Annotated in this window: 23 protein-coding genes, 1 other RNA gene and 1 pseudogene; 13 read left to right on the top strand and 12 right to left on the bottom strand. The window is 64.6% G+C overall.

Annotation, left to right across the window (positions count from 1 at the left end; translation table 11 throughout):
- Positions 1 to 3: 3 nt before the first annotated feature.
- Both ssrS and RTI28_RS10980 read left to right on the top strand, forming a co-directional pair.
- Positions 4 to 182: non-coding RNA, 6S RNA (ssrS, locus tag RTI28_RS10985), on the top strand.
- 88 nt (positions 183 to 270) lie between these two features.
- Positions 271 to 876 (top strand): 5-formyltetrahydrofolate cyclo-ligase, encoded by a 606-nt coding sequence (locus RTI28_RS10980; protein ID WP_316920470.1) that lies wholly within the window; start codon positions 271 to 273, stop codon positions 874 to 876.
- Between the two features lie 14 nt (positions 877 to 890).
- On the opposite strand, the gene RTI28_RS10975 is transcribed toward RTI28_RS10980, so the two are convergent.
- Positions 891 to 1,043 (bottom strand): hypothetical protein, encoded by a 153-nt coding sequence (locus tag RTI28_RS10975; protein WP_316920469.1) that lies wholly within the window; start codon positions 1,041 to 1,043, stop codon positions 891 to 893.
- A gap of 184 nt (positions 1,044 to 1,227) precedes the next feature.
- Between RTI28_RS10975 and RTI28_RS10970 the strand changes: the two genes are divergently transcribed.
- From RTI28_RS10970 to RTI28_RS10955, 4 genes are all read left to right on the top strand, one after another.
- On the top strand, positions 1,228 to 1,677 hold the full coding sequence (locus RTI28_RS10970; RefSeq protein ID WP_316920468.1) for an EVE domain-containing protein: 450 nt from the start codon (positions 1,228 to 1,230) through the stop codon (positions 1,675 to 1,677).
- 93 nt (positions 1,678 to 1,770) lie between these two features.
- Positions 1,771 to 2,736: an HlyD family secretion protein gene (locus RTI28_RS10965; RefSeq protein WP_316920467.1), complete on the top strand. Its 966-nt coding sequence runs from the start codon at positions 1,771 to 1,773 to the stop codon at positions 2,734 to 2,736.
- Positions 2,733 to 5,453 (top strand): ribosome-associated ATPase/putative transporter RbbA, encoded by a 2,721-nt coding sequence (rbbA, locus tag RTI28_RS10960; RefSeq protein WP_316920466.1) that lies wholly within the window; start codon positions 2,733 to 2,735, stop codon positions 5,451 to 5,453. The genes RTI28_RS10965 and rbbA overlap by 4 nt, the downstream gene beginning before the upstream one ends.
- Positions 5,453 to 6,568 (top strand): ABC transporter permease, encoded by a 1,116-nt coding sequence (locus RTI28_RS10955; RefSeq protein ID WP_316920465.1) that lies wholly within the window; start codon positions 5,453 to 5,455, stop codon positions 6,566 to 6,568. The genes rbbA and RTI28_RS10955 overlap by 1 nt, the downstream gene beginning before the upstream one ends.
- Here the strand turns inward: RTI28_RS10955 and RTI28_RS10950 are convergent, their stop codons facing one another.
- The gene (locus RTI28_RS10950) at positions 6,569 to 6,976 is read right to left on the bottom strand and encodes a flagellar basal body-associated protein FliL (protein WP_316920464.1); all 408 of its coding nucleotides are present in this window, start codon (positions 6,974 to 6,976) and stop codon (positions 6,569 to 6,571) included. It abuts the gene before it with no gap.
- Between the two features lie 158 nt (positions 6,977 to 7,134).
- Here RTI28_RS10950 and RTI28_RS10945 point away from each other — a divergent pair, with 158 nt between their 5' ends.
- On the top strand, positions 7,135 to 8,112 hold the full coding sequence (locus RTI28_RS10945) for an NADPH:quinone oxidoreductase family protein (RefSeq protein ID WP_316920463.1): 978 nt from the start codon (positions 7,135 to 7,137) through the stop codon (positions 8,110 to 8,112).
- Positions 8,113 to 8,153: 41 nt separating this feature from the next.
- Here RTI28_RS10945 and RTI28_RS10940 read toward each other — a convergent pair whose 3' ends face one another.
- The 5 genes from RTI28_RS10940 to trxA all read right to left on the bottom strand — a co-directional run bounded on the left by RTI28_RS10940 (position 8,154) and on the right by trxA (position 13,469).
- On the bottom strand, positions 8,154 to 8,804 hold the full coding sequence (locus RTI28_RS10940; protein WP_316920462.1) for a gamma-glutamylcyclotransferase: 651 nt from the start codon (positions 8,802 to 8,804) through the stop codon (positions 8,154 to 8,156).
- A 286-nt stretch (positions 8,805 to 9,090) separates the two neighbouring features.
- Positions 9,091 to 10,059, bottom strand: a complete 969-nt coding sequence (locus RTI28_RS10935) for a CDP-6-deoxy-delta-3,4-glucoseen reductase (RefSeq protein ID WP_316920461.1) — start codon at positions 10,057 to 10,059, stop codon at positions 9,091 to 9,093.
- The gene (gene ubiD, locus RTI28_RS10930) at positions 10,059 to 11,525 is read right to left on the bottom strand and encodes a 4-hydroxy-3-polyprenylbenzoate decarboxylase (protein ID WP_316920460.1); all 1,467 of its coding nucleotides are present in this window, start codon (positions 11,523 to 11,525) and stop codon (positions 10,059 to 10,061) included. The genes RTI28_RS10935 and ubiD overlap by 1 nt, the downstream gene beginning before the upstream one ends.
- Positions 11,526 to 11,652: 127 nt before the next feature.
- Positions 11,653 to 12,912 carry a transcription termination factor Rho gene (gene rho, locus RTI28_RS10925; RefSeq protein ID WP_009395654.1) on the bottom strand — a complete coding sequence of 420 codons (1,260 nt, stop codon included), beginning with the start codon at positions 12,910 to 12,912 and terminating at the stop codon, positions 11,653 to 11,655.
- A gap of 227 nt (positions 12,913 to 13,139) precedes the next feature.
- Positions 13,140 to 13,469, bottom strand: coding sequence for a thioredoxin TrxA (gene trxA / locus RTI28_RS10920; protein WP_316920459.1), 330 nt, complete (start codon positions 13,467 to 13,469; stop codon positions 13,140 to 13,142).
- 240 nt (positions 13,470 to 13,709) lie between these two features.
- On the opposite strand from trxA, the gene ppx reads away from it, so the two are divergent.
- The gene (gene ppx / locus RTI28_RS10915; protein WP_316920458.1) at positions 13,710 to 15,212 is read left to right on the top strand and encodes an exopolyphosphatase; all 1,503 of its coding nucleotides are present in this window, start codon (positions 13,710 to 13,712) and stop codon (positions 15,210 to 15,212) included.
- On the opposite strand, the gene ppk1 is transcribed toward ppx, so the two are convergent.
- Positions 15,199 to 17,433, bottom strand: a complete 2,235-nt coding sequence (gene ppk1, locus RTI28_RS10910; RefSeq protein WP_316920457.1) for a polyphosphate kinase 1 — start codon at positions 17,431 to 17,433, stop codon at positions 15,199 to 15,201. The genes ppx and ppk1 overlap by 14 nt on opposite strands.
- Positions 17,434 to 17,452: 19 nt before the next feature.
- On the bottom strand, positions 17,453 to 18,463 hold the full coding sequence (gene hemB / locus RTI28_RS10905; protein WP_316920456.1) for a porphobilinogen synthase: 1,011 nt from the start codon (positions 18,461 to 18,463) through the stop codon (positions 17,453 to 17,455).
- 208 nt (positions 18,464 to 18,671) lie between these two features.
- Here hemB and RTI28_RS10900 point away from each other — a divergent pair, with 208 nt between their 5' ends.
- Positions 18,672 to 19,316 (top strand): DedA family protein, encoded by a 645-nt coding sequence (locus RTI28_RS10900; protein WP_316920455.1) that lies wholly within the window; start codon positions 18,672 to 18,674, stop codon positions 19,314 to 19,316.
- Positions 19,317 to 19,817: 501 nt separating this feature from the next.
- Here RTI28_RS10900 and RTI28_RS10895 read toward each other — a convergent pair.
- A pseudogene (locus RTI28_RS10895) lies at positions 19,818 to 20,366 on the bottom strand (sterol desaturase family protein); the annotation flags it as partial.
- A gap of 191 nt (positions 20,367 to 20,557) precedes the next feature.
- Here RTI28_RS10895 and elbB point away from each other — a divergent pair.
- Complete coding sequence (gene elbB, locus RTI28_RS10890; protein WP_316920454.1) at positions 20,558 to 21,223, top strand: isoprenoid biosynthesis glyoxalase ElbB; 666 nt, start codon at positions 20,558 to 20,560, stop codon at positions 21,221 to 21,223.
- Between the two features lie 37 nt (positions 21,224 to 21,260).
- On the opposite strand, the gene RTI28_RS10885 is transcribed toward elbB, so the two are convergent.
- A complete protein-coding gene (locus RTI28_RS10885; RefSeq protein WP_316920453.1) occupies positions 21,261 to 21,710 on the bottom strand; it encodes a YaiI/YqxD family protein in 450 nt (149 codons plus the stop codon).
- A 66-nt stretch (positions 21,711 to 21,776) separates the two neighbouring features.
- A complete protein-coding gene (locus RTI28_RS10880) occupies positions 21,777 to 23,672 on the bottom strand; it encodes an FTR1 family protein (protein WP_316920452.1) in 1,896 nt (631 codons plus the stop codon).
- A gap of 327 nt (positions 23,673 to 23,999) precedes the next feature.
- On the opposite strand from RTI28_RS10880, the gene RTI28_RS10875 reads away from it, so the two are divergent.
- The 3 genes from RTI28_RS10875 to lpoB are packed head-to-tail and all read left to right on the top strand — an operon-like array spanning position 24,000 to position 26,402.
- Positions 24,000 to 25,406 (top strand): hypothetical protein, encoded by a 1,407-nt coding sequence (locus tag RTI28_RS10875; RefSeq protein ID WP_316920451.1) that lies wholly within the window; start codon positions 24,000 to 24,002, stop codon positions 25,404 to 25,406.
- Between the two features lie 14 nt (positions 25,407 to 25,420).
- Positions 25,421 to 25,792: a YcfL family protein gene (locus RTI28_RS10870; protein ID WP_316920450.1), complete on the top strand. Its 372-nt coding sequence runs from the start codon at positions 25,421 to 25,423 to the stop codon at positions 25,790 to 25,792.
- Between the two features lie 19 nt (positions 25,793 to 25,811).
- The gene (gene lpoB, locus RTI28_RS10865; protein ID WP_316920449.1) at positions 25,812 to 26,402 is read left to right on the top strand and encodes a penicillin-binding protein activator LpoB; all 591 of its coding nucleotides are present in this window, start codon (positions 25,812 to 25,814) and stop codon (positions 26,400 to 26,402) included.
- The last annotated feature ends 2 nt before the right edge of the window (positions 26,403 to 26,404 follow it).

Below are 26,404 nucleotides of genomic sequence, written 5' to 3'. Positions count from 1 at the left end.
CCCCACTCCCTGGAGTGCTTGCCAGTCGGTCATGTCCCTGAGCCGATACGCACAACCACGGGGGTTGCACGTTGGGGCCGGTGTGCATGTCCGCTTGACGGAAAGCCTTAACGCCTCCTGCAATCTCCACCTTGAACTTTCGGGTTCAAGGGCTACACCGACAGCGGTTCGTCGGGGAGCCTGTTTCTCGTTGTTCGCGCCTTTTCTCCCTCCCGCGCGAGCATTCGCGAGGTCATGCCGTGACGCTCGCCCCAAGGGACCGTCCGTGCCATGACCGACACCGCGTCGCTGACCCGCCCCCAACTTCGCCGCCTGCTTCGCGAGGCCCGCCGCGCCCTGACGCCGGCCGAGCAGCGTCGCGCCGCTCGCGGCCTGTACCGCCAGCTGGCGCAGCACCCGCTGTTCCGCCGCGCCCGGCACATCGCCCTGTACCTGCCCAACGACAGCGAAATCGACCCGCGCCTGCTGCTGCGCGAGGCCCAGCGTCGCGGCAAGTTCACCTACCTGCCGGTGCTGCACGCCTGGCCCAGGACCAAGATGGCCTTCCAGCGTTTCGAGCACGGGGAAAAACTGCGGCCCAACCGCTTCCGCATTCCCGAGCCGAGCGTCAGCCTGGCCCGGCAACGGCCGATCTGGGCGCTGGACCTGATCCTGCTGCCACTGGTGGGGTTCGATGAACTGGGCGGGCGCCTGGGAATGGGCGGTGGCTTCTACGACCGCAGCCTGGCCTATCAGGGTCGTCGCAAGGCGTGGAAAAAGCCGTTGTTGCTGGGGCTGGCACACGAATGCCAGAAGGTGGAGCGCCTGGCGCAAGCCAGTTGGGACGTGCCGCTACAGGGAACCGTATCCGATCGAAGCTGGTACCTGGCGCGCTGAAAGGCGCCGGCGGATCAGCGCTGGGACTGCACCTGAGCAGGCGCTACCGGCATCTGGTACGCCGCGTCGGCCTTGCGTTCCCACAGCGTCTGGGCGTAACCGGTGGTGACCACGCCAAGACCGAACACAAAAACGAGTACCCAGAACAGATCCGGTTTGCGATTCATCGATTGCCCCCCTCAGGCAAACTCATCACGATGTCCGCAGCGGTTCTTGTTATAGGCCGTGCAGCAGCGTCAAGCTCAAAATTGGCGCATTTTCCGACAACACGCGCCCGCAAGCAAACGTTGACGTCAACCGGCTGTCGGTTTGATGCAACAGGTTGTTTCACGCCATCAAGGAACTGAATCCATGGCCTACTGGCTGATGAAATCCGAACCCGACGAGCTCTCCATCACGGACCTGGCGCGGCTTGGCGACGCCCGCTGGGACGGCGTGCGCAACTACCAGGCGCGCAATTTCATGCGGGCCATGGCGGTGGGTGACGAGTTCTTCTTCTATCACTCCAGCTGCCCCGAGCCGGGCATCGCCGGCATCGCGCGGATCAGCCGCGCCGCTTACCCGGACCCGACCGCGCTGGATCCGCAAAGCCATTACCACGACCCCAAGGCCAATGCCGAGAAGAACCCGTGGAGCGCGGTGGACGTCGCCCATGTGGAAACCTTCGGCAAGGTCCTCGGTCTCGGCTACCTGAAACAGCAGACCGCCCTCGCCGAACTGCCGCTGGTGCAGAAGGGCAGTCGCCTGTCTGTGATGCCGGTCACAGCCGAGCAGTGGGCGGCAATACTTAATCTTCGCTGAACGGCGTAGGATCGGGGCTCATTTGACGCGAATCAATCCGCCAGGAACGGCGGCACGTCACAATCAGACGTGTATGCAGCAGGACGCAGAATCATGTCGAAGAGCCAACGCACACCCAAACTGTTCGCCGGCGCACTGATCGCGCTACTCCTGGCCGCCGGAGGCCTGGGCTACTGGAAATCCCTGCACGACCGCCTTCCCGAAGGCCTGGCCATGGGCAATGGGCGCCTCGAAGCCACGGAAGTGCAGATCGCCAGCAAGGTCCCCGGACGCCTCGCCGAGGTGCTGGTCCAGGAAGGCGACAAGGTGACCCGCGGGCAACTGCTCGCCCGTATCGATACCCGCACCCTCGAAGCCCAGCGCACCCAGGCCGAAGCCGAGGTGGCGCGGGCTCGCGAGAACTACGCGGCGGCCCAGGCCACCGTGCAGCTGCGCCAGAGCGAGCAGTTGCTGGCCAGCCAGGAGCTGAAGCGGATCAGGGAAATGTTCCAGCGCAAGTACGCCAGCCAGCAGTTGCTCGACCAGCAGCAGGCGCGTTTCGACACCAGCAACTCGGCGGTGCTGGCGGCCCGCGCGCAACTGGCGGCGATCAAGGCGGCGATTGCCGCGGCTGAAGCCCAGGTCGCCCAGTTGACCAGCGAGATCGACGACAGCAGCCTGCGCGCGCCCCTCGACGGGGTGATCCAGCTACGCCTGGCCGAGCCGGGCGAAGTGCTCGGCGCCGGCGGTCGCGTGCTGCTGCTGATCGACCCCAGCGACCAGTACATGAATCTCTACCTGCCCGCCTCCACCACGGGCCGCCTGACCGTCGGCGACGAAGCGCGGATCGTCCTCGACGCCCTGCCCGGACAGGCCCTGCCGGCGAAGATCGCCTTCGTCGCGGCCAAGGCGCAGTTCACCCCCAAGCAGGTGGAGACCCGTGACGAACGGCAGAAACTGGTATTCCGGGTCAAGCTGCGCCTGACCGCCCCCGACGCGGTACCCCAGGCCAAGCCCGGCATGCCCGGCGCCGGCTACGTGCGCAGCGCCCCGGTGGACTGGCCGGCCGACCTGCAATGAACGCCCCGGCCCTGCGCGCCAGTGCTATCGCGCATCGCTATGGCACGCTGCACGCCCTGCAGGACATCGCCTTCGAACTGCCCGCCGGCACCCGCTGCGGCCTGATCGGGCCGGACGGCGCGGGCAAGTCGACCCTGCTCGGCCTGATCGCCGGGGTGAAACAGCTGCAAACGGGTCAGCTCGAGGTGCTCGGCGGCCCGATCCAGCGCCGTTCGCATCGCGCCAGCCTGTATCCGCGCATCGCCTTCATGCCCCAGGGGCTGGGCGGCAACCTCTATCCGGACTTGTCGATCCGCGAGAACATCCGCTTTTTCGCCACCCTGTTCGGCCTGTCGCGCAGCGAGTGCGATGCGCGCATGCGCACCCTGCTGGAGGCCACCGACCTTGCCCGCTTCGCCGAGCGCCCGGCGGGCAAGCTGTCCGGCGGCATGAAGCAGAAGCTCGGCCTGTGCTGCGCCTTGATCCATGAGCCGGACCTGCTGATCCTCGACGAGCCCACCACCGGTGTCGACCCGCTGTCGCGCCGGCGTTTCTGGGAGCTGGTGGACAGCGTGCGCCAGCAGCGCCCGCAACTGACCCTGCTGGTGGCCACGGCCTATATGGAAGAGGCCGAACAGTTCGAGCACTGCCTGATGCTCGACCGTGGCCGGCTGATCGCTGCCGGGCTCAGCGCGGAACTGGCCCGTGCCACCCCCGGCGGCAAGCTCGACGAGGCCTTCACCCATTTCCAGGGCGACCGCCATCACGCTGCCGCCCCCCTGCACATCCCGGCACGGGACGCCGGCGACAGCAGCGTTGCCATCGAAGCCCACGAACTGACCCTGCGCTTCGGCGACTTCACCGCGGTGAACAAGGTCAGCTTCGCCATCGGTCGCGGCGAGATCTTCGGCTTCCTCGGCTCCAACGGCTGCGGCAAGACCACCACGATGAAGGTGCTCACCGGCCTGATGCCGGCCAGCGAAGGCAGCGCCACCCTGCTCGGTCGCCCGGTGGATGCCAAGGACCTGGCGACGCGCAAGCGGGTCGGTTTCATGTCGCAGAGCTTCTCGCTGTACGGTGAACTCAGCGTGCGCCAGAACCTGGAACTGCACGCACGCCTGTTCGACCTGAGCACGGCCGAGAGTGCCCCGCGCATCGCCGAACTGATCGAGCGCTTCGACCTCGGCGACAGTGCCGAACAGCCGTCCGGCGCCCTGCCCCTGGGCCTGCGTCAGCGCCTGTCGCTGGCCGTGGCGGTACTGCATCGACCGGAAGTGCTGATCCTCGACGAGCCCACCTCGGGCGTCGACCCGGCGGCGCGCGACGACTTCTGGCGACTGCTGATCGAGTTGTCGCGGGAACAGGGCGTGACCATCTTCCTTTCCACCCACTTCATGAACGAAGCCCAGCGCTGCGATCGCATTTCCCTGATGCACGCCGGCAGCGTGCTGGCCTGCGACACGCCCGCGGCGTTGCAGGCGCGGTACGGCGGCGAAACCCTGGAAGACGCCTTCGTCACCTGCCTGGAACAAGCCCAGGGCGGCGCCCCGCAAACCCCGGCAGCCCGTCTCGATAGCCCCGACGCCCCGGCCAGCCCGCCGCCGCGTCGCGGCTTCAGCCTGACCCGCCTGCTCGCCGTGGCCAGCCGCGAAGGCAAGGAGCTGCTGCGCGACAAGGTGCGCCTGGCCTTCGCCCTGGCCGGAGCGCTGTTCATGATGGTGATCTTCGGCTTCGGTATTTCCCTGGATGTGGAAAACCTCGCTTTCGCCGTCTACGACCAGGACCAGAGCCCGCAAAGCCGGGCCTATCTGGAAGCCTTCCGCGGCTCGCGCTACTTCGCCGAACAGCCGCCGATCCGCGATCCGCAGCAACTGCACCAGCGCCTGCAGCGCTCGGAGATCAAGCTGGCCCTGGAGATCCCGCCAGGCTTCGGTCGCGACCTGCTGGCCGGGCGCCAACCGGTGGTGGCCGCCTGGCTGGATGGCGGCATGCCGTTTCGCGCCGAGACCAGCCGCAACTATGTCGAGGCGGTGCATCAGGGCAACCTCGAGCAACTGGCCGCGCTGAGCAGTCCGGCACAGCCGCGCCAGGCACCGGTCAAGCTGGAAACGCGGTTTCGCTACAACCAGGACGTGATCAGCGTGAACGCCATCGGCCCCGGCGTGATGGCGCTGATCCTGGCCTTCATCCCGGCGATGCTCACCGCCCTGGGCATCGTCCGCGAGAAGGAACTGGGCTCGATCACCAATTTCTACGCCACCCCACTGACCCGCCTGGAGTTCCTCCTCGGCAAGCAGATGCCCTACCTGGCGGTCAGCCTGGTCAACCTGGCGCTGCTGGTGGCGATGAATCGCTGGCTGTTCGGGGTGCCGTTCAAGGGCAGCGCCCTGGCCCTGGCCTGCGGTGGCGTGCTGTACCTGCTGGCGACCACCAGCCTCGGTCTGCTGATTTCCGCCTTCACCCGCACGCAGATCGCGGCGATCCTCGGCACCATGATCCTGACCAGCCTGCCGACCATCCAGTTTTCCGGGCTGATCGTGCCGCGCTCGTCCCTCGACGGCTCGGCGGCACTGATGGGCCAGCTGTTCCCGGCCGGGCATTTCCTCGATATCGCCGTCGGCACCTTCACCAAGGCCCTGGACCTGCGCGAGCTGTGGCCGCAATGCCTGGCGCTGCTCGGGTTCTTCGTCACCTTCACCGGGCTGAGCCTGGTCATGCTGAAGAAGCAGGAGGCCTGATGCAGCGTCTTGCCCATATCCTGCGCCTTGGTCTGAAGGAGCTGACCAGCCTGCGCCACGACAGCGTTCTCCTGCTGTTCCTGCTCTATGCCTTCAGCGTGGCCATCTACATGCCCGCGGCAGGCTCGGTGATCGGCGTGCACAACGCCAGCGTCGCGGTGGTCGACGAGGACCGCAGCCCGGTGTCGCGCAAGCTCGCCGAAGCGCTGCAGCCACCGGAATTCCAGGCCGCCGTGCCGCTGGCCTACGCGCAGATGGACCGCAGCCTGGACAGCGGCCTGTTCACCTTCGTCATCGATATCCCGGTGAATTTCCACAGCGACCTGCTGGCCGGGCGCTCGCCGGAAATCCAGATCAATGTCGACGCCACGGCGATGAGCCAGGCATTCATGGGCGCCGGCTATATCGGACGGATCTTCGAACGCGAACTGCGCGACTACGCCAACCCCGGCGGCGCCAGCCGCACGCCGGTGCAACTGGAGCCGCGGGCACTGTTCAATCCCAACCTGGAGGGTGGCTGGTTCCTCGCGGTGATCCAGATCGTCAACAACATCACCATCCTCGCCATCATCCTCACCGGCACGGCGTTGCTGCGCGAACGCGAGCACGGCACCCTCGACCACCTGCTGGTGCTGCCGCTGACCGCGCTGGAAATCATGCTGGCGAAGATCGCCAGCAACGCCCTGGTGGTGGTGCTGTGCACCTGGGTGTCGCTGGAAGTGATCGTGAAGTGGGCGCTGGGGGTGCCGCTGGCGGGTTCGCTGCTGCTGTTCCTGGGGGTGACCGCGCTGTATCTGTTCGCCAGCACGGCGCTGGGCATCTTCCTCGCCACCCTGGCGCGCTCGACGCCGCAGTTCGGCCTGCTGGCGATCCCGGTGATCATCCCGATGCTGCTGCTCTCGGGCGGCAGCACGCCGCTGGACAGCATGCCGCAGTGGTTGCAGTGGGTGATGCAACTGTCGCCATCGACCCACTTCGTCAGCCTCGGCGCCGCGATCCTGTTCCGCGACGCCGGGCTCAACGTGGTCTGGCCGGACCTGCTGGCCCTGGCGGCGATCGGCCTGGCGTTCTTCGCGATCGCCCTGGCGCGTTTTCGCCGCAGCCTGGCCTCGTGATTACTGGACGATCAGGTTGTTGAACAGCAGGTCTTCGACGACCGGACGGCCTTCTTCGTTTTCCAGTACCTGCTGCACCTGTTTGAGGGCTTCCTGGCGCAGCTTTTCCTTGGCCTCGACGTTGCTCATGGCGTCCAGGGTCTGCTGGGTGAACAGCGCCACCAGTTGGTTGCGGATCAGCGGTTCGTGGTGCTTGACCGCGGCGGCATCGGCGTCGCCGCTGACCTTCAGCGCCACGTCGGCCTTGTACACGCGCAGGCGCGGGGTGCCGTCGAGGGCATAGTTGCCGACGAAGGGCGGGGTCAGGCTGATGTAGGACACCTTGGGCGCCGCACCTTCCTTCTCTTCTTCGGCCATCGCCGCTGCTGGCAGCATCAGTGCCAGTACCACCAGGATCCACGCTTTCACGAATTCACTCCTCGAAACAATTGGTCGCCAGCATACCCAGCGCATCCCGCAAACCCAAGCCCGGGCTTATACCGGCCCATTCAGGCCAGGTCTGCTCGTTGACCCGGAATCTCGCACACCTACACTTATCGGCCACCACTCGCAAAGGAATAGTCCTGATGAAAGCCGTGTTGTGCAAAGCCCATGGTCCCGCCCGCGACCTGGTGCTGGAAGACGTCGCCAGCCCGACGCCGAAGAAGAACGAGATCCTCCTGGATGTACATGCGGCCAGCGTCAACTTCCCTGACTCCCTGATCATCCAAGGCAAGTACCAGTTCCAGCCGCCGCTGCCGTTCTCCCCTGGCTGCGAGGCGGCCGGGGTGGTGGCCGCGGTGGGCGAGAATGCCGGTGCCTTCAAGGTCGGCGACCGGGTCATGGCCATGACCGGCTGGGGCAGCTTCGCCGAGCAGGTGGCGGTACCGGCCTACAACGTGCTGCCGATCCCCGACGGCATGGACTTCGTCACCGCCTCGGCGTTCGTCATGACCTATGGCACCTCGATGCATGCCTTGCGCCAGCGCGGCCAGTTGCAGGCGGGCGAGACCCTGCTGGTCCTCGGCGCCTCCGGCGGCGTGGGCCTGGCGGCGGTGGAAATCGGCAAGGCCCTGGGTGCGCGGGTGATTGCCGCGGCCAGCAGCGCGGAGAAACTCGAAACGGCAAAAGCCGCGGGTGCCGACGAAGTGATCGACTACAGCCAGAACAGCCTCAAGGACGAAATCAAGCGCCTGACCGGCGGCAAGGGCGTCGACGTGATCTACGACCCGGTGGGCGGCGACCTGTTCGAGCAGGCCGTGCGTGGCCTGGCCTGGAATGGCCGGTTGCTGGTGGTGGGCTTTGCCAGCGGGCAGATTCCCGCCGTGCCGGCGAACCTGGTGCTGCTCAAGGGCGCGGCGGTGGTCGGCGTGTTCTGGGGTTCGTTCGCCCAGCGCCAGCCGGCGGACAATGCGGCGAATTTCCAGCAGCTGTTCGCCTGGTTCTCGGAAGGCAAGTTGAAGCCATTGGTGTCGCAGACCTATCCGCTGGCGGAGACGGGGAAAGCGATCGAGCACCTGGCTGCCAGGAAGGCGGTGGGCAAGTTGGTGGTGAACGTCAGGTAGGACCGGGAGGGCCAATCGCTGGCAAGCCAGCGATGAGGCCCTCAAGCCTGACCCTGAGAGTGGCAGCGCTTGTAGCGTTCCTCCAGCCCCCGGTCCGGCATCGCATGGCTGCGCAACGCCGCCAGGGTCTGCTCCACATACTCCCGGGTCGTGCCATAGCGCCCCTTGGCGCTGGCGAGAATATGGCTGAGCAGGCTGTCCGGCAGATTCCCCGCGTAGCACGGCAGATGCCGCTCCAGCACGAAACCCAGGGCCTGCACCTTGCTGCCGTCGTCGAGCCGGCAGTTCAGCCAGTGCGGGCGATAGGCCGGGTAGGGCATCTCCCGCTGCCACAGGGCCAGCAGCGAATCCTGCAACGACTCTTCCGGCAGGCGATAGGCGAAACCGCTGCACGAACCACCGCGGTCCAGGCCGAACACCAGGCCGGGACACTCCGGCGTGCCGCGATGCTCATGGGACCAGAGATACAAGCCACGGTGATAACCATGCACCCGCCCGCGACGGCGCTCGGCCGACTGGCACTCCGGGCGCCAGATCAGCGATCCGTAGGCGAACAGCCAGACCGGCCCGCCCTGATGCAAGGCCATGGTCTTGCGCACGGAGTCGAGAAGTTGCTCCCGGGACAATTGCTGCCCGAAATCAAGTACCGGCGGATACGCCAGGGAAAAGGGTGCTGGTTCGAGTACCGACATGTTCGCCGCCAAAGTTCCTCGTGAAATACCGAAGTACCTCACTATAAAGCCAAGCCGCTCGCTGAACACTTACCGTACGGCAGATAACACTGTTTTAACAAGCCCCATCGCACTCAGAACCCCTGTCCGTCGGGCATTTCAGAAAGTTCGAGGGTACTCTTGCAAGTGTAGCGATAGTTTTTCGCGGCGTGCGCAACAATTAAGGAAGGCGATTTGCTTATAAGGTTTACTTGCGTGCCTGGTTATTTAAAACGGCGCGTCATTGCAACGCGCCTTATTACCAAAGTTAGCCACGCGGGGCATAAGCGAAAACATCGGCACGCATCTGATGCGCATCCATGCCCGCGTCGACCAGCGCGTCGAGCGTGGCATAGACCATGGCCGGCGAACCGCTGGCATAGACATGGATGGACGACAGGTCGTCGATGTCTTCGCAGACCGCTTCGTGCAACAGGCCGCAACGCCCCTCCCAGCCACACAGATCGCTGACGACCTTGTGCAGGAACAGGTTGGGCAGGTGCTGCCACTGCGCCCATTCCTCGAGCTCGTAGAAATCCTCGGGCCGCCGCACGCCCCAGTACAGGTGCACCGGGTGCTGGAAACCGCGGACCCGGCAATGTTCGATCAGGCTGTGCATCTGCGCCATGCCGGTGCCGGCCGCGATCAGCACCAACGGGCCATCCGGCAACTCGGCCAGGTGGGTATCGCCGAACGGCAGTTCGATGCGCGCCATGCGCTCACGCTGCAGTTGGGCAACCAGATTCTGGGCACTGGGTTCCCGGGCCAGGACATGCAGCTCCAGGTCGCGCCCGCGATGCGGCGCCGAAGCCAGGGAAAACGCCGCCTTGTCACCGCCTTCACGCTCGATCATCAGGTACTGCCCGGCGTGATAGCGCGGCGCCTTGCCCGCCGGCGCGCGCAGGCGCACGCGCCAGACGTCGCCGCCGACCTCCGTGCACTCACTGACCTGACAGGCCAGCGTGCGCACCGGCAGCTCACCCAGGGCGAGCACGCCGTCCCACAGCAGGACGCAGTCCTCCAGCGGCTCGGCGATGCAGGTGAACAGCTCACCGTGATCGCGCACTTCGCCGTTCTGGCGCACACTGCCTTCCACCAGCAGCGCAGCGCAGATATGGCAATTGCCGTTGCGGCAGCTCTGCGGACAGTCGTAACCCAGGCGCTGCGCCGCCTCCAGAATCCTCTCGCCGGGGTTGAGGGTCATCACGGCCCCGGACGGCTGCAAGGTCACCTGCATCACTCTATTCCCAACTGGTTCCACAACTCATCGATCCGTCTGGTGACGGCTTCGTCCTTGACAATGACCCGACCCCATTCGCGACTGGTCTCGCCCGGCCACTTGTTGGTGGCGTCCAGGCCCATCTTCGAGCCGAGGCCCGAGACCGGCGAGGCGAAGTCCAGGTAGTCGATCGGCGTGTTGTCGATCATCACCGTGTCGCGCTTGGGGTCCATGCGCGTGGTGATGGCCCAGATCACGTCGTTCCAGTCCCGCGCGTTGACATCGTCGTCGGTGACGATAACGAACTTGGTGTACATGAACTGTCGCAGGAACGACCAGACACCCAGCATTACGCGCTTGGCGTGGCCGGGGTACTGCTTCTTCATGGTCACTACCGCCATGCGGTACGAGCAACCTTCCGGCGGCAGGTAGAAATCGGTGATCTCGGGGAACTGCTTCTGCAGGATCGGCACGAACACTTCGTTCAGCGCCACGCCGAGGATCGCCGGCTCATCCGGCGGCCGGCCGGTGTAGGTGCTGTGGTAGATCGGCTTGGTGCGGTGGGTGATGCGCTCGATGGTGAACACCGGGAAGCTGTCGACTTCGTTGTAGTAGCCGGTGTGGTCGCCATACGGACCTTCCGGCGCGGTCTCGCCCGGATGGATCACGCCCTCGAGGATGATTTCCGCGGTGGCCGGGACCTGCAGGTCGCTGCCGCGGCACTTCACCAGCTCGGTGCGGTTGCCCCGCAGCAGGCCGGCGAAAGCGTATTCGGACAGGGTGTCCGGTACCGGGGTGACCGCGCCGAGGATGGTCGCCGGGTCGGCGCCCAGGGCCACGGCCACCGGGAACGGCGTGCCGGGGTTCTTCTCGCACCATTCGCGATAGTCCAGGGCACCGCCGCGGTGGCTCAACCAGCGCATGATCACCTTGTTGCGGCCGATCACCTGCTGACGATAGATACCGAGGTTCTGCCGCTCCTTGTTCGGCCCGCGAGTGACGGTCAGGCCCCAGGTGATCAGCGGCGCGACGTCGCCCGGCCAGCAATGCTGGATCGGCAGCATGGCCAGGTCGACATCGTCGCCCTCGATGACCACCTCATGGCACGGCGCATCCTTGACCACCTTCGGCGCCATGGCCACGACCTTCTTGAAGATCGGCAGTTTCGACCAGGCGTCCTTCAGGCCTTTCGGCGGCTCCGGCTCCTTGAGGAAGGCCAGCAGCTTGCCGATCTCGCGCAGTTCGCTGACCGATTCGGCGCCCATGCCCATGGCCACCCGCTCCGGGGTGCCGAACAGGTTGCCGAGCACCGGGATGTCGTAACCGGTGGGACGCTCGAACAGCAGTGCCGGCCCCTTGGCCCGCAGTGTGCGGTCGCAGACTTCAGTCATTTCCAGGACCGGCGAAATGGGGACCTGGATGCGCTTGAGTTCGGAGCGCTGTTCCAGGCCACGGATAAAGTCGCGCAAATCGCGATACTGCATGCAGGAGCCTCGTGTTGGCCGTATCGGTCGGGGTTGGCAGTGTAGCGCCGAACCGGGCCGGTCAGAATAGTCTGAAGGACAGATAGCAAAAAGCCGGGTTTCCCCGGCTCTTGCACATGGCGAGTGCTTACTTGCGCTTCATCGACAGGAAGAACTCGTCGTTGGTCTTGGTCTGCTTGAGCTTGTCGACCAGGAACTCGATGGCGGCGATCTCGTCCATCGGGTGCAGCAGCTTGCGCAGGATCCACATGCGCTGCAGTTCGTCATCGGCGGTCAGCAGCTCTTCGCGGCGGGTACCGGAACGGTTGATGTTGATGGCCGGGAACACACGCTTCTCGGCGATGCGACGGTCCAGCGGCAGTTCCATGTTGCCGGTGCCCTTGAACTCTTCGTAGATCACTTCGTCCATCTTCGAGCCGGTTTCGACCAGCGCGGTAGCGATGATGGTCAGCGAACCGCCTTCCTCGATGTTGCGCGCGGCGCCGAAGAAACGCTTCGGTTTTTCCAGGGCGTGGGCGTCGACACCACCGGTCAGGACCTTGCCGGAGCTCGGGATCACGGTGTTGTAGGCACGGGCCAGACGGGTGATGGAGTCGAGCAGGATGACCACATCCTTCTTGTGCTCGACCAGGCGCTTGGCCTTCTCGATGACCATCTCGGCCACTTGCACGTGACGGGTCGGCGGCTCGTCGAAGGTCGAGGCGACCACTTCGCCGCGCACGGTGCGCTGCATCTCGGTCACTTCTTCCGGGCGCTCGTCGATCAGCAGGACGATCAGATGGCACTCGGGGTTGTTGCGGGTGATGTTCGCCGCGATGTTCTGCAGCATGATGGTCTTGCCCGCTTTCGGCGGGGCGACGATCAGGCCGCGCTGGCCCTTGCCGATCGGAGCGCAGAGGTCGATCACGCGACCGGTGAGGTCTTCGGTGGAACCGTTGCCGGCTTCCATCTTCAGCCGCTCGTTGGGGAACAGCGGCGTCAGGTTTTCGAACAGGATCTTGTTCTTCGCGTTTTCCGGACGGTCGAAGTTGATGGTATCGACCTTCAGCAGTGCGAAGTAACGCTCGCCCTCTTTCGGCGGCCGGATCTTGCCGACGATGGTGTCGCCGGTGCGCAGGTTGAAGCGACGGATCTGGCTTGGCGAGACGTAGATGTCGTCAGGGCCGGCCAGGTAGGAGGAGTCCGCCGAACGCAGGAAGCCGAAACCGTCCTGGAGAATCTCCAGCACGCCGTCACCGGAAATTTCCTCGCCGCTTTTGGCGTGCTTCTTCAGCAGGGAGAAAATCACATCCTGCTTGCGCGAACGGGCCATATTTTCTATGCCCATCTGTTCGGCCATTTCGAGCAGATCGGTAATCGGCTTTTGCTTGAGTTCAGTCAGGTTCATAAGGGGAATGGAGTAATCATGTATGAAGGGAGAGATTAAGCATCTGGCTTAATGAAGCCGCGCCGCGGGAGGCGAAAGATCGCGTACTGAATTCGAATTGGAATGCGGCGACGGGCGTGCAGGGGGCACTGAAGAAACAGTGCGAGGCCGAATGTAACACCTGCTTTTTCTGGCGTCTAGTCACCAGAAAGAGAAAAGCCCCGACAAATGCGGGGCTTTTCCGAGGCTCACAGATGAGCGTCGAGGAAGGCTGTCAGCTGGGATTTGGACAGGGCGCCGACCTTGGTGGCCTCGACGTTGCCGTTCTTGAACAGCATCAGCGTCGGGATACCACGTACGCCATGTTTGCCAGGGGTATCGGCGTTCTGGTCGATGTTCAGCTTGGCGACGGTCAGGCGGCCTTCATAGCTGCTGGCAATCTCGTCCAGGACCGGAGCGATCATTTTGCACGGGCCGCACCACTCAGCCCAGTAGTCCACCAGTACAGGGCCTTCGGCCTTGAGGACGTCGGCTTCGAAGGAAGCGTCGGTGACGTGTTTGATAAGATCGCTGCTCATGGAAATCTCCAAGGTCGGAAGCAAAAAACGTCGCCCATCATAGCCGCCCTGCCTGTCGACAGGAAGTCGCAACCGATTGAGTCTAACTATGATAGTTGATGATCCAGCGTATCGACTGTCACACAGAAGTCATATTTCCTACGCAAAACTGCGCCATATCAAGCCCGAGATTACCGCGCGTTGGCGTAAGCCGACTATCGTGGCAGGATTGCCAGGTTAACGACCGAGAAGCCAACTACCATGCCCCATTCCGCCGCCAAGAATCTCTCCCTGATCGCCGCCATCGACCTTGGCTCCAACAGTTTCCACATGGTTGTAGCCAAAGCCCATCACAGCGAGATCCGCATCCTCGAGCGCAATGGAGAAAAGGTTCAACTGGCGGCCGGCATCAATGAAGAGCGGCAGCTCAGCGAAGAATCCATGCAGCGCGGCCTCGACTGCCTGAAGCGCTTTTCCCAGCTGATCAACGGCATGCCACCGGGCTCGGTGCGCATCGTCGGCACCAACGCCCTGCGCGAGGCGCGCAACCGCGGCGAATTCATCCGCCGCGCCGAAGAAATCCTCGGCCACCCGGTGGAAGTGATTTCCGGTCGCGAAGAGGCCCGCCTCATCTATCTGGGCGTGTCCCACACCCTCGCCGACACCCCGGGCAAGCGCCTGGTGGCCGACATCGGCGGCGGCAGCACCGAATTCATCATCGGCCAGCGCTTCGAGCCGCTGCTGCGCGAGAGCCTGCAGATGGGCTGCGTGAGCTTCACCCAGCGCTATTTCCGCGACGGCAAGATCACCCCGGCGCGCTACGCCCAGGCCTACACCGCGGCACGCCTGGAACTGATGAGCATCGAAACCGCCCTGCACCGCCTGGGCTGGGACGAAGCCATCGGTTCCTCCGGGACCATCCGCGCCATCGGCTCGGCGATCAAGGCTGGCGGCCTGGGTAGCGGCGAAGTCAACGCCGAGGGGCTGGCCTGGCTCAAGCGCAAGCTGTTCAAGCTGGGCGAGATCGACAAGATCGACTTCGACGGGGTCAAGCCCGACCGCCGGGCGATCTTCCCGGCCGGCCTGGCCATCCTCGAAGCGATCTTCGATGCCCTCGAACTGCAGCGCATGGACCACTGCGACGGCGCCCTGCGCGAAGGGGTGCTGTACGACCTGCTCGGCCGCCATCACCACGAGGACGTGCGCGAGCGCACCCTGACCTCGCTGATGGAGCGCTACCACGTCGACCAGAGCCAGGCCGCGCGCGTCGAGCGCAAGGCGCTGCATGCCTTCGACCAGGTGGCCGAGGCATGGGATCTGCAGGACGGTATCTGGCGTGAACTGCTGGGCTGGGCGGCCAAGGTGCATGAAGTGGGCCTGGACATCGCCCACTACCACTACCACAAGCACGGCGCCTACCTGATCGAACACTCCGACCTGGCCGGCTTCTCCCGCGAGGACCAGCAGATGCTGGCCCTGCTGGTACGCGGCCATCGCCGTAACATTCCCAAGGACAAGTTCGCCGAGTTCGGCGACGAAGGCGTGAAGCTGATTCGCCTGTGCGTGCTGCTGCGCTTCGCCATCCTGTTCCACCACATCCGCGGCACCCAGCAGATGCCGAAGGTGGAACTGCACGCCAGCGGCGACAGCCTGGCGGTCGCCTTCCCGGATGGCTGGCTGCTGGAAAACCAGCTGACCCAGGCCGACTTCGACCAGGAGGCCGAGTGGCTGACCCGGGTCGGCTTCATTCTCAGCGTACGATAAGCACCGGGTTGCTCAGGCGCTCCAGCAGGGTCGCCTGGGCGCTGCGCGGGTTCTGGTTGCCGGTCGGCGAGCTGCGCACGTAGCGGCCGTCCGCCTGCAGGATCCACGCATGGGTGTTGTCGGTCAGGTAGCCTTCCAGCTCCTTCTTCACCCGCAGCAGCAATTTCTTGCCTTCCACCGGGAAGCAGGTCTCGACGCGCTTGTCGAGGTTGCGCTCCATCCAGTCGGCACTGGACAGGAAGATCTGCTCATCGCCGCCATTGAGGAAGTAGAAGACCCGGGTGTGCTCGAGGAAGCGGCCGATGATCGAGCGCACGTGAATGTTGTGCGACACGCCGGCAATGCCCGGACGCAGGCAGCACATGCCACGCACCACCAGGTCGATGCGCACGCCGGACTGGCTGGCCTTGTACAGCGCGCGGATGACCTTCGGATCGGTCAGCGAGTTGAACTTGGCGATGATGTGCGCCGGCTTGCCTTCCAGGGCGAACTGGGTTTCCCGGGCGATCATGTCGAGCATGCCTTTCTTCAAGGTGAAAGGCGCGTGCAGCAGCTTTTTCATGCGCAGGGTCTTGCCCATGCCGATCAGTTGGCTGAACAACTTGCCGACGTCCTCGCACAGGGCGTCATCGGAGGTCAGCAGGCTGTAGTCGGTATACAGGCGGGCATTGCCGGCGTGGTAGTTGCCGGTACCCAGGTGCGCGTAGCGGACGATCTCGCCCGCCTCGCGCCGCAGGATCAGCATCATCTTGGCGTGGGTCTTGAACCCGACCACACCGTAGATCACCACGGCACCGGCGGCCTGCAGACGGCTGGCCATCTGCAGGTTGGATTCTTCATCGAAGCGCGCGCGCAGTTCGATGACCGCGGTGACTTCCTTGCCGTTGCGCGCGGCGTCCACCAGGGCATCGACGATTTCCGAGTTGGCGCCACTGCGGTAGAGGGTCTGGCGCACCGCCAGGACGTGCGGGTCCTTGGCCGCCTGGCGCAGCATGTCCACCACCGGGGTGAAGGACTCGAACGGGTGCATCAGCAGGATGTCCTGCTTGCTCACCACGCTGAAAATGTTCTCGCTGTTCTGCAACAGCTTGGGGATCGCCGGGGTGAACGGCGTGTACTGCAGCTCCGGATGGCTGTCCAGGCCGGTGATGCTGAACAGGCGGGTCAGGTTGACCGGGCCGTTGACCTGGTAGAGCTCGTTCTCGCTCAGGCTGAATTGCTTGAGCAGGTAGTCGGACAGGTGTTTCGGACAGGTATCGGCAACTTCCAGGCGCACCGCGTCACCGTAGCGCCGCGAGAACAGCTCGCCACGCAGGGCGCGGGCCAGGTCTTCGACGTCTTCCGAGTCCAGCGCCAGGTCGGCGTTGCGGGTCAGGCGGAACTGGTAGCAGCCCTTGACCTTCATGCCCTGGAACAGGTCGTCGGCGTGGGCGTGGATCATCGACGAGAGGAACACGTAGTTGTCGCCGGGGCCGCCGACGTCTTCCGGCACGCGGATGATCCGCGGCAGCAGGCGCGGGGCCGGGATGATCGCCAGGCCGGAGTCGCGACCGAAGGCGTCGATGCCTTCCAGCTCGACGATGAAGTTCAGGCTCTTGTTCACCAGCAACGGGAACGGGTGGGTCGGATCGAGGCCGATCGGGGTGATGATCGGCGCGATCTCGTCGCGGAAGAAGCGACGCACCCAGGTCTTGAGCTTGGTGGTCCAGTGACGGCGACGGATGAAGCGGATCTGGTGCTTTTCCAGCTCCGGCAACAGCACATCGTTGAGGATCGCGTATTGGCGATGCACTTCGCTGTGCACCAGGTCGCTGATGCGCGCCAGCGCCTGGTGCGGCTGCAGGCCGTCGGCGCCGGCCTGCTCGCGGGCGAAGGTGATCTGCTTCTTCAGGCCCGCAACACGAATTTCGAAGAACTCGTCCAGGTTGCTGGAGAAGATCAGCAGAAACTTCAGCCGCTCCAGCAAGGGGTAGGACTCATCCAGCGCCTGTTCCAGCACGCGGATGTTGAACTGCAGCTGCGACAGCTCGCGATGGATGTACAGGCTGCTGTCATCCAGGCCCGGCACGGCAACCGCCGGCACGGGCGCGACCGCCGGCGCTTCCGCCGCCGGTGCCGGCACCACTTCGGGTTCCGGCGGGGTTTCCAGCATCGGCTCGGGTGCGGCCGGTACTTCCTTGACGTCCTTCACAGCGGCTTCGATCAGTGCTTCGTTATTCATCTTGCGTTCCTGAAGGGCGTTACTGCCCTCTCATCAATTGTGCGGCGCGTACAGCGAAATACGTGAGGATGCCGTCGGCCCCTGCCCGCTTGAAGGCGGTGAGCGATTCGAGAATGACGCCCTCGGAGAGCCAGCCATTCTGGATCGCGGCCATGTGCATCGCGTATTCGCCGCTGACCTGGTAAACGAAGGTCGGCACCTTGAACTCGTCCTTGACCCGCTGAAGGATATCCAGATATGGCATGCCTGGCTTGACCATGACCATATCGGCGCCTTCGGAGAGGTCGGCCGCCACTTCATGCAGCGCCTCGTTGGTATTGGCCGGATCCATCTGGTAGGAGGCCTTGTTGGCCTTGCCCAGATTGAGCGCCGAACCGACCGCATCACGGAACGGACCATAATAGGCGCTGGCGTACTTGGCCGAGTAGGCCATGATGCGGACATTCACATGGCCGGCCAGTTCCAGGGCTTCGCGGATGGCCTGGATGCGACCGTCCATCATGTCCGAAGGGGCCACCACCTGGGCGCCGGCTTCGGCATGGGACAGGGCCTGGCGGACCAGCGCATCGATAGTGATGTCGTTCTGGACGTAGCCCTCTTCATCGAGGATGCCGTCCTGGCCGTGGGTGGTGAACGGGTCGAGGGCGACGTCGGTGATCACCCCGAGCTCCGGGAAACGGGCGCGCAGCGCGCGGGTGGCACGCTGGGCAATGCCGTCCGGGTTCCAGGCTTCGGCGCCGTCGAGGGATTTCTTTTCCGACGGGGTTACCGGGAACAGGGCCAGCGCCGGAATGCCCAGGTCAACCCACTCGGCCGCCGCTTCCAGCAGCAGGTCGATGCTCAGACGCTCGACGCCCGGCATGGAGGCGATTTCCTCGCGGCGGTTTTCACCGTCGAGGACAAAGACGGGCAGGATCAGATCGTCGACGGTCAGAACATTCTCGCGAACCAGACGACGGGAAAAGTCGTCGCGACGGTTGCGACGCAGGCGGGTAGCGGGGAACAGGCGATTGGCGGGGGTAAAGCTCACGGCAGACTCCTGAGCCCGCGCGGACAGGCGGGCGCGACAGTTATAAGCGGCCATTATGACGCTTGTGTGACAGGCAGAGGTAAGCCTGCGACCTACAGACGCAGTCATTGTCCCCTGTAGGAATTGTTCACGTCGAGACACATTTGGACACTTTCCCAAGAGCGCTCGAAGGGGTAGGCTTCGCGTTCATTTCGCCAGCATCCAGAAAATGCTTCAACAATTCCTGCAAGATTTTGGCTACTTTGCCCTTTTTCTAGGTACGTTCTTTGAAGGCGAGACCATCCTGGTGCTTGCCGGATTCCTGGCGTTCCGCGGTTACATGGATATCAACCTGGTGGTGCTGGTGGCGTTCTTCGGCAGCTATGCCGGTGACCAGCTCTGGTACTTCATGGGCCGCCGTCATGGGCGCAAATTGCTCGCGCGCAAGCCGCGCTGGCAGATGATGGGCGACCGCGCCCTGGAGCATGTGCGCCGTCACCCGGACATCTGGGTCCTGAGCTTCCGTTTCGTCTACGGCCTGCGCACCGTGATGCCGGTGGCCATCGGCTTGTCCGGTTATCCACCGCGCCGCTACCTGCTGCTCAATGGCATCGGCGCGGCGATCTGGGCGCTGGCCCTCGGTGCCGCGGCCTATCATTTCGGCGCGATCCTCGAAGGCCTGCTGGGCAACGTGAAGAAGTACGAGCTATGGGTGCTCGGCGGCCTGCTGCTGCTCGGTGGCTGCCTGTGGCTGCGCCGGCGTTTCAAGGCCGCGCGCATCGCCAGGCAGGAGGCGGCTGGAGTACAGGCCGACCAGGCTGAGCAGACTGTAGGCGAGCAGCCCGACCCATCCGAGCGCGGTGACCGGCCCTAGGCCGCTCCACCCCGCCAGGGCGAACGCCGGCAGGTTCAGCGCCAGCCGCAGCAGTTCCAGACGCAGTGCCCAGGGACGGTTCTCCAGCGCCGTCCCCAGCACGAACAGACCAAAGCCCATCACCCCCGCGCCGAGCAGCAATGCCGCGACCGGCAGCCGCGCGCCCGCCTCCATCAGATAACTGCCCAGCGCCACGTACACGGCGAACTGCAGCACCACATAGAGCTGCCGCGGCCAGGCCAGCGGCACCTCGAACTTGCGGAAATCGAGCAGATTCTGCTTCGCCTGTGGATAACGTCGCGCCACATCGTCCGGGCGCCAACCGGTCGGCATGAACCAGATGCGCAGCTTGTCCCACCAGCGCTCGGCATGCCGCGCGTCATGCCACAACTGGGCGTAGAACTGCAGGTTGGCCCACAGCGGATTCCAGCTCGCCAACGGCGTGGTGACTCCGAAAATCACCGGCTCGGCGTCGTCCTCGGGCTGGAAGGTGCCGAACAGGCGATCCCAGAGAATGAACACCCCTCCATAGTTGCGATCCAAGTACAGAGGATTCTGCGCATGGTGAACGCGATGATTGGACGGTGTGACGAACAGCCACTCGTACCAGCCGAGTTTCGGGATATGCCGGGTATGCACCCAGAACTGGTACAGCAGATTCAGCGCACCGACGCTGACGAACACCAGCAGCGGCACACCGAGCACCGCCAGCGGCAGGTAGAAGATCCACGACAGGAGAAAGCCGGTGCTGGTCTGGCGCAGGGCCGTGGACAGGTTGTAGTCCTCGCTCTGGTGATGCACCGAGTGCGCGGCCCAGAGGATGTTGCGTTCATGGCCGAAGCGGTGCAGCCAGTAGTAGCAGAAGTCGTAGGCGACAAAGGCCAGCAGCCACACCCACCAGGCCTCGGCCGGCAGCTGGAACACCGCCAGATGCTCCACCGCAACCGCGTAGGTCACCAACCCCACGCCCTTGGTCAGCAGGCCGAAGGTGGTGGACAGGACGCCCGCGCTCAGGCTGTTGACCGTATCGGCAACCCGGTAATTGCGCATGCCGCGCAAACGATCGGCCAGCAGTTCCACCGCGATCAGTACGAAGAAAAACGGCACGGCGTACAGGATGAAGTCCATGACAGGTCCATTTTCAGGCAATGGATCAAGATTAGGCTGACAATGCTGTAATCCCTATGGCGACAACTGCCAAACTAGACGACATTTAGCGCCTCGAATCGGGAGTAGGAAGCATGACCAAAAAAGTTGCTGTGATTCTGTCAGGCTGCGGCGTCTACGACGGCGCGGAAATCCACGAGAGCGTGATCACCCTGCTGCGCCTCGATCAGCGTGGCGCCCAGGTGCAGTGCTTCGCGCCGAACATCGCGCAATTGCATGTGATCAACCACCTGACCGGCGAGCAAATGCCCGAATCGCGCAATGTCCTGGTGGAGTCGGCGCGCATCGCCCGCGGCAACATCAAGGATCTGCGCGAAGCCGATGTCGACGATTTCGATGCGCTGATCGTGCCCGGCGGGTTCGGTGCGGCGAAGAACCTCTCCAGCTTCGCCGTCGACGGCCCCGGCTGCACGGTGCACCCGGACGTCCTGGCCGTGGCCGAAGCCTTCGCCGAGGCGGGCAAGCCGGTCGGCCTGATCTGCATCTCGCCGGCGCTGGCGGCGAAGATCTACGGCCCAGGCGTGGTCTGCACCATCGGCAACGATGCCGACACCAGCGCGGCCATCGTCAAGATGGGTGGCACCCACGAAGAATGCGATGTGCATGACATCGTCGAGGACACCCAGCGCAAGCTGGTCACCACTCCTGCCTACATGCTGGCGCAGTCGATCAGCGATGCCGCGGGCGGCATCTACAAGCTGGTGGACCGGGTGCTGGAGCTGACCCACGAAGGCGAGTGACCCCGCGTAAACGCGCCCCTCTCGCAGGGGCGCGGCTTTACCGCGTCAGCCGCGTCAGAATCCGATCCAGCGCATTGGCGAACGCCTGCTTGTCCTTGTCCCCATAGGCCGCCTGCCCTCCCCCCACCTGCCCCTGCTCGCGCAGATCGGTGAACAGATTCCGCACCGCCAGGCGCTCGCCCATGTTGCGCTCGTCGAACTCGCGGCCACGCGGGTCGAGTGCCGCCACACCTTTCTTGATCAGCCGATCGGCCAGCGGCACATCACTGCAGATCACCAGTTCACCCGGTACCGCGTGCTCCACCAGATAGTCATCGGCGGCATCCATGCCGCTGGGCACGACGATCAGCTTCACACAGGCGAACGGCGGCTTGGCCTGGGGCCCACCGGCCACCATCAGCACTTCGAACTGACGCTTGAGAGCGAATTTGACGACTTGATCCCTGGCCAGCTTCGGACAGGCGTCGGCATCGATCCAGACACGCATGAGGGAGTTATCCACAACGACTTGATACGGGCGGGCAGTATCGCTGCTTGCCCGCCCCGCTTCAAATCAGGACGCGGCCACGCGACGGGAGGCCAGCCAGCTGCGCCCGTAGAGCACGACGATGGCCAGCAGCGCGGCGGCCTGGGCGGCCAGGGAATAGGCATCGGCGTGAATGCCCAGCCAGTCGAAGTCGAAGAACGGCACCGGGTGGGTGCCGAAGACCCCGGCCTCCTGCAGCGCTTTGACGCCATGCCCGGCGAACACCACCGACAGCGCGCAGAGCAGCGCCGCGTTGATGCTGAAGAACAGCGACAGCGGCAGCTTCGCCGAACCGCGCAGGATCACCCAGGCCAGGCCGACCAGCAGCACCAGCGCCGTGGCCCCACCGGCCAGCACCGCCTGATGACCCGCCGGGCCGGCCTGCAGCCACAGGGTTTCGTAGAACAGGATCACTTCGAACAGCTCGCGGTACACCGAGAAGAACGCCAGCACGGCGAAGCCGAAACGGCCACCACCGCCGACCAGACTGCTCTTGATGTAGTCCTGCCAGGCCGCGGCGTGCCGACGGTCGTGCATCCATACGCCGAGCCACAGCACCATGACGCAGGCGAACAGCGCCGTGCAGCCTTCCAGCAGCTCGCGCTGGGCGCCGCCGACATCGATCACATAGGCCGCCAGCGCCCAGGTGGCGAAGCCGGCGAGCAGCGCCAGGCCCCAGCCGACGTTGACGCTGCGCACCGCGGCCTGCTGGCCGGTGTTGCGCAGGAAGGCGAGGATCGCCGCCAGCACCAGGATCGCCTCGAGACCTTCACGCAGCAGGATCAGCAGGCCGGAAATGTAGCTCAGCGACCAGCTCAGGCCGTCGCCACCCAGTAGCCCGGCGCAGGCTTGCAGCTTGGCCTTGGCTACCTCCAGCCGGGCCTTGACCTGCTCCACTGGCAGGCCGTCCTGCAGGGACTGGCGGTAGGCCATGAGCGCCTTCTCGGTGTCCTTGCGCACGGTGCTGTCGACGTTGTCCAGCGAGCTTTCCACCAGCTCGAAACCTTCCAGGTAGGCCGCCACCGACAGGTCGTAGGCCTGCTCGTGGTCGCCGCCCTGATAGGCCGCCAGGCTCTTGTCGAGGGTGCTGGCGGTGTAGTCGAGCAACTGGCCTGGCCCGCGCTTGACCTGCGGCGGCTTGGCGCGCTGGGCACGGAAACTCTGCAGCGCGTCGGGGCCCTGGCTGACTTCGACTTCGGCCGGGGTCTGCCGGGCCAGATCGCCAAGGCTGAACGCCGGGTCGCTGCCAGCCCTGGCCGGATCGGCGGTGAAACTGGCGATATAGGTGGCCAGGTCCCAGCGCTGACGCTCGTCGAGCTGATCGGCGAAGGACGGCATGTCAGTGCCTTCGATACCCAGCCCGAGGGTGTTGTAGATGTCGTAGAGGCTCAGGCGATCGAGCCGCGCCACATCGCGCAGGTTGGCCGGGGCCGGTTCCAGGCCGACACCCGCCGGGCCGTCGCCGGCACCGCTGTCGCCATGGCAGACCGAGCAATGCTGGGCGTACAGCGGCGCGCCGCGAGCCGGATCGGGGGTGATCAGGGGCGCCAGGGCAACCTCGTAGGCCAGCGCCAGCTCGGCCCCCAGCTGCCGGGCCTGGCGGGCCACGCCGGCCCCGTCCTGGCGCTCGTCGATGGCCTGGCGCAACGCGACTGCGCCGTCTTCCAGCGCCTTGCGCTGCGGACGCTCGGGCAAGGTGGCGAGCAGGCCCTGAAGGGTCCCCATGAATTCCAGCTGTTCGCGGTATTCGGACGTGTCGACGACCTTGCCGGACTCGACGGTGGCCGGGTAGTCGGCGCCGATGTAGTCCAGCAGGTGCAGGGCTTTTGCCGCTCCTTCGACAGGTTCGGCCAGTGCCATGGCACTGCCAAGGGCCAGCACTGGCCACAGCAGCCAGGCAATCAAGCGGGAGCGGGAATTCATGGAGCGGTCTCGGACGTCAGCGATAAGGCGAATATTGTCGGCCGCTGTCCGGGCGGGCTCAAGGCGAATCGTAAAAATTAGCAACAATTTCATCAATTGCCACTTTCATCACGCCGGAAGTTACCGTTCATCCAGCACTTCGGGGATAATGGCACCCGTAATGGCACTCACCCGCTGTAACAATCAGCGCGCCTGGGTCGACGGGAATTCGCGCTTAATATGCCGCGCTTTTCGTTATAGCCATTCGAAACTTCTGCCTAATCCATAAGAACTTTTCGGACTTTATGATCCGAAAAACACACTCCGCCAACACTCAGGGAAGAAGCAATGAAATCCCGCGTTCTCACGCTTGCCGCGCTTTTCGTGGCCACCCAGTTGACTGGCTGCGCGGTGTTCCGCAGCTACGACAACGAGCTCAAGGAAACCAATCAGCACCTCAGCAGCGGCAATGTCGACGCCGCGCTCGCCGTGCTGGAAAAGAACAACAAGGGCGAGGACAAGGACCTGCTCTACTGGTTCGAGAAGGGCGAACTGCTGCGCTCCAAGGGTGATCTGAGCGGCAGCCAGACCGCCTGGCGCGAAGCCGATGGCCTGGTCTTCAAGTGGGAAGAATCGGTCAAGCTCGACACCGAGAAGTACCTCAGCCAGTTCGGCAGCTACCTGGTCAACGACAAGGTCCGCCGTTACGAAGGCTACGACTACGAAAAAGTCATGCTGACCACGCAGATGGCCCTCAACCTGCTGGCGCAGAACGATTTCGACGGCGCTCGCACCGAAATCAAGAAGACCCACGAACGCGAGGCGGTGATCGCCGAATTGCGCGACAAGGAATACCTCAAGCGCGAGGAAGAGGCCGAGAAGGAAGGGGTCAAGACCGAATACAAGGACCTCCAGGGCTACCCGGTCGCCGCCCTCGACGCACCGGAAGTGATCAACCTGAAGAACAGCTACCAGAGCGCCTTCAGCCACTACCTCTCCGGCTACGTCTACGAGGCCCTGGGCGAACAGGGCCTGGCCGCGCCGGGCTACCGCAAGGCCGCCGAGCTGCTGCCCAACACCCCGCTGCTGGAGCAGGCCCTGCTCGACCTCGACAAGAGCGCCGGCAAAAGCAAGGACAAGACCCAGGACAGCGACGTGCTGATTGTGGTCCAGAGCGGCCTGGCTCCAGCCCGCGACTCGATCCGCATCCCGCTGCCGCTGGTGATCAGCGGTAACCTGGTGATCACCCCGCTGTCGTTCCCGATCATCCGCGAAGACACCTCCACCGCGCACATCGGCCAGATCAGCCTGGACGACAAGACCCTGGGCCTGACCGCGCTCAACAGCACCTCCGCCATGTCGCGCCGGGCCCTGCGCGACGACATGCCGGGCATCATCCTGCGCACCACCGTGCGCGCCGTCACCCGCGGCGTGGCGCAAAAGCAGATCAACGACGTGAACCCGATGGCCGGCCTGGTCATGGGTATCGCCTCCACGGTCACCGAAGGCGCCGACACCCGCACCTGGCGCACCCTGCCCAACGAAACCCTGGTCACCCGCGTGCGCCTGAGCCAGGGCGAGCACCAGCTGAGCCTGCCGTCGAACCTGGGCGGCAGCAAAATCTCGGTGAAGGTCGATCGTCCTTATCAGGTCGTCGCCCTGCGCGTGGTCGGCAACCAGGTCTTCGCCGCCGGCCAGGCCGCCCACGTCGTCACCCCATCCGCGCCGGCAACCGCCGTCGCCAGCCTCAAGTAAACGAAGGACTCGTCATGCGTTTCAAACTTACCCTCGCCCTCGCCGCCGCCCTCCTGGCCGGCTGCGCCACCCCGCCGCCACCGGCTCCCGGCAGCGCCGCCAGCAAGGTGGTGGTCATGGGCAAGCTGAAGAACATCGAGACCGGCCCGATGCGGGTGGCCCGCGAGAACGGTTTCCTCACCGTCAAGGTCGCGCTGAACAACACCAGCGGCAGCAACAAGACGCTGCTGTACCGCTTCGCCTGGCTGGGCAACGACGGCTTCCCGGTCGCCGATGAAGAAAGCTGGAAGGCCCTGAGCCTGTACGGCTCGCAATCCACCGTACTGCCGGCGATTGCCCCGGTACCGCAGGCCACCGATTTCCGTCTCGAAGTCCAGTCTCAGTAATTTTTCCCAGGAGTTTTCCATGAAGTTCGTCCAGATTTCCCTGCTCGCCACCGTCGTTGCCCTGGCCAGCGGTTGCTCCAGCCCGTCCCCGGTACTCGGCGGCAAGAACATCGGCTACGGCGACACCAAGGCCGTCGAGCTGGTGACCAACGAATTCGGCTCCACCGACCTGCAGATGATCGCCGAAAGCATGACCCGCTCCCTGGCCCAGTCCGGCGTGCTGCAGGGCCGTCCGGTGGTGCAGGTCTACGACGTGAAGAACAAGACCAGCGAGTACATCGATACCCGCGAGATCACCACCTCGATCAAGACCCAGCTGATGAAGTCCGGCACCGCCCGCTTCGCCAGCGACAACAACCAGATGGACAGCCAGGTCGACCAGCTCAAGCTGCAGAACCAGAGCGGCCTGTACAAGAAGAACACCATCGCCAAGACCGGCAACATGATCGCCGCCAAGTACCGCCTGGAAGGCTCGATCAGCTCCATCGTCAAGCGCAGCAGCGACTACAAGGACGTGTTCTACAAGTTCAGCCTGCAGCTGGTCGACGTCGAAAGCGGCCTGGCCGAGTGGATGGACGAGAAAGAAATCCGCAAGACCACGGAGCGTTAAGC

Origin of the sequence: Pseudomonas sp. zfem002 (genome assembly GCF_032621685.1) — a bacterium.
GTDB lineage: Bacteria > Pseudomonadota > Gammaproteobacteria > Pseudomonadales > Pseudomonadaceae > Aquipseudomonas > Aquipseudomonas japonica.
This window is presented reverse-complemented; position numbering and strand designations above follow the sequence as displayed.

What these genes read in the sequence shown, in the direction of transcription:
- RTI28_RS10980 (WP_316920470.1), top strand. Translation starts at nt 271, where the DNA reads ATGACCGACACCGCGTCGCTGACCCGCCCCCAACTTCGCCGCCTGCTT.
- RTI28_RS10975 (WP_316920469.1), bottom strand. Translation starts at nt 1,043, where the DNA reads ATGAATCGCAAACCGGATCTGTTCTGGGTACTCGTTTTTGTGTTCGGT.
- RTI28_RS10970 (WP_316920468.1), top strand. Translation starts at nt 1,228, where the DNA reads ATGGCCTACTGGCTGATGAAATCCGAACCCGACGAGCTCTCCATCACG.
- RTI28_RS10965 (WP_316920467.1), top strand. Translation starts at nt 1,771, where the DNA reads ATGTCGAAGAGCCAACGCACACCCAAACTGTTCGCCGGCGCACTGATC.
- rbbA (WP_316920466.1), top strand. Translation starts at nt 2,733, where the DNA reads ATGAACGCCCCGGCCCTGCGCGCCAGTGCTATCGCGCATCGCTATGGC.
- RTI28_RS10955 (WP_316920465.1), top strand. Translation starts at nt 5,453, where the DNA reads ATGCAGCGTCTTGCCCATATCCTGCGCCTTGGTCTGAAGGAGCTGACC.
- RTI28_RS10945 (WP_316920463.1), top strand. Translation starts at nt 7,135, where the DNA reads ATGAAAGCCGTGTTGTGCAAAGCCCATGGTCCCGCCCGCGACCTGGTG.
- RTI28_RS10940 (WP_316920462.1), bottom strand. Translation starts at nt 8,804, where the DNA reads ATGTCGGTACTCGAACCAGCACCCTTTTCCCTGGCGTATCCGCCGGTA.
- RTI28_RS10935 (WP_316920461.1), bottom strand. Translation starts at nt 10,059, where the DNA reads ATGCAGGTGACCTTGCAGCCGTCCGGGGCCGTGATGACCCTCAACCCC.
- ubiD (WP_316920460.1), bottom strand. Translation starts at nt 11,525, where the DNA reads ATGCAGTATCGCGATTTGCGCGACTTTATCCGTGGCCTGGAACAGCGC.
- rho (WP_009395654.1), bottom strand. Translation starts at nt 12,912, where the DNA reads ATGAACCTGACTGAACTCAAGCAAAAGCCGATTACCGATCTGCTCGAA.
- trxA (WP_316920459.1), bottom strand. Translation starts at nt 13,469, where the DNA reads ATGAGCAGCGATCTTATCAAACACGTCACCGACGCTTCCTTCGAAGCC.
- ppx (WP_316920458.1), top strand. Translation starts at nt 13,710, where the DNA reads ATGCCCCATTCCGCCGCCAAGAATCTCTCCCTGATCGCCGCCATCGAC.
- ppk1 (WP_316920457.1), bottom strand. Translation starts at nt 17,433, where the DNA reads ATGAATAACGAAGCACTGATCGAAGCCGCTGTGAAGGACGTCAAGGAA.
- RTI28_RS10900 (WP_316920455.1), top strand. Translation starts at nt 18,672, where the DNA reads ATGCTTCAACAATTCCTGCAAGATTTTGGCTACTTTGCCCTTTTTCTA.
- elbB (WP_316920454.1), top strand. Translation starts at nt 20,558, where the DNA reads ATGACCAAAAAAGTTGCTGTGATTCTGTCAGGCTGCGGCGTCTACGAC.
- RTI28_RS10885 (WP_316920453.1), bottom strand. Translation starts at nt 21,710, where the DNA reads ATGCGTGTCTGGATCGATGCCGACGCCTGTCCGAAGCTGGCCAGGGAT.
- RTI28_RS10880 (WP_316920452.1), bottom strand. Translation starts at nt 23,672, where the DNA reads ATGAATTCCCGCTCCCGCTTGATTGCCTGGCTGCTGTGGCCAGTGCTG.
- RTI28_RS10875 (WP_316920451.1), top strand. Translation starts at nt 24,000, where the DNA reads ATGAAATCCCGCGTTCTCACGCTTGCCGCGCTTTTCGTGGCCACCCAG.
- RTI28_RS10870 (WP_316920450.1), top strand. Translation starts at nt 25,421, where the DNA reads ATGCGTTTCAAACTTACCCTCGCCCTCGCCGCCGCCCTCCTGGCCGGC.
- lpoB (WP_316920449.1), top strand. Translation starts at nt 25,812, where the DNA reads ATGAAGTTCGTCCAGATTTCCCTGCTCGCCACCGTCGTTGCCCTGGCC.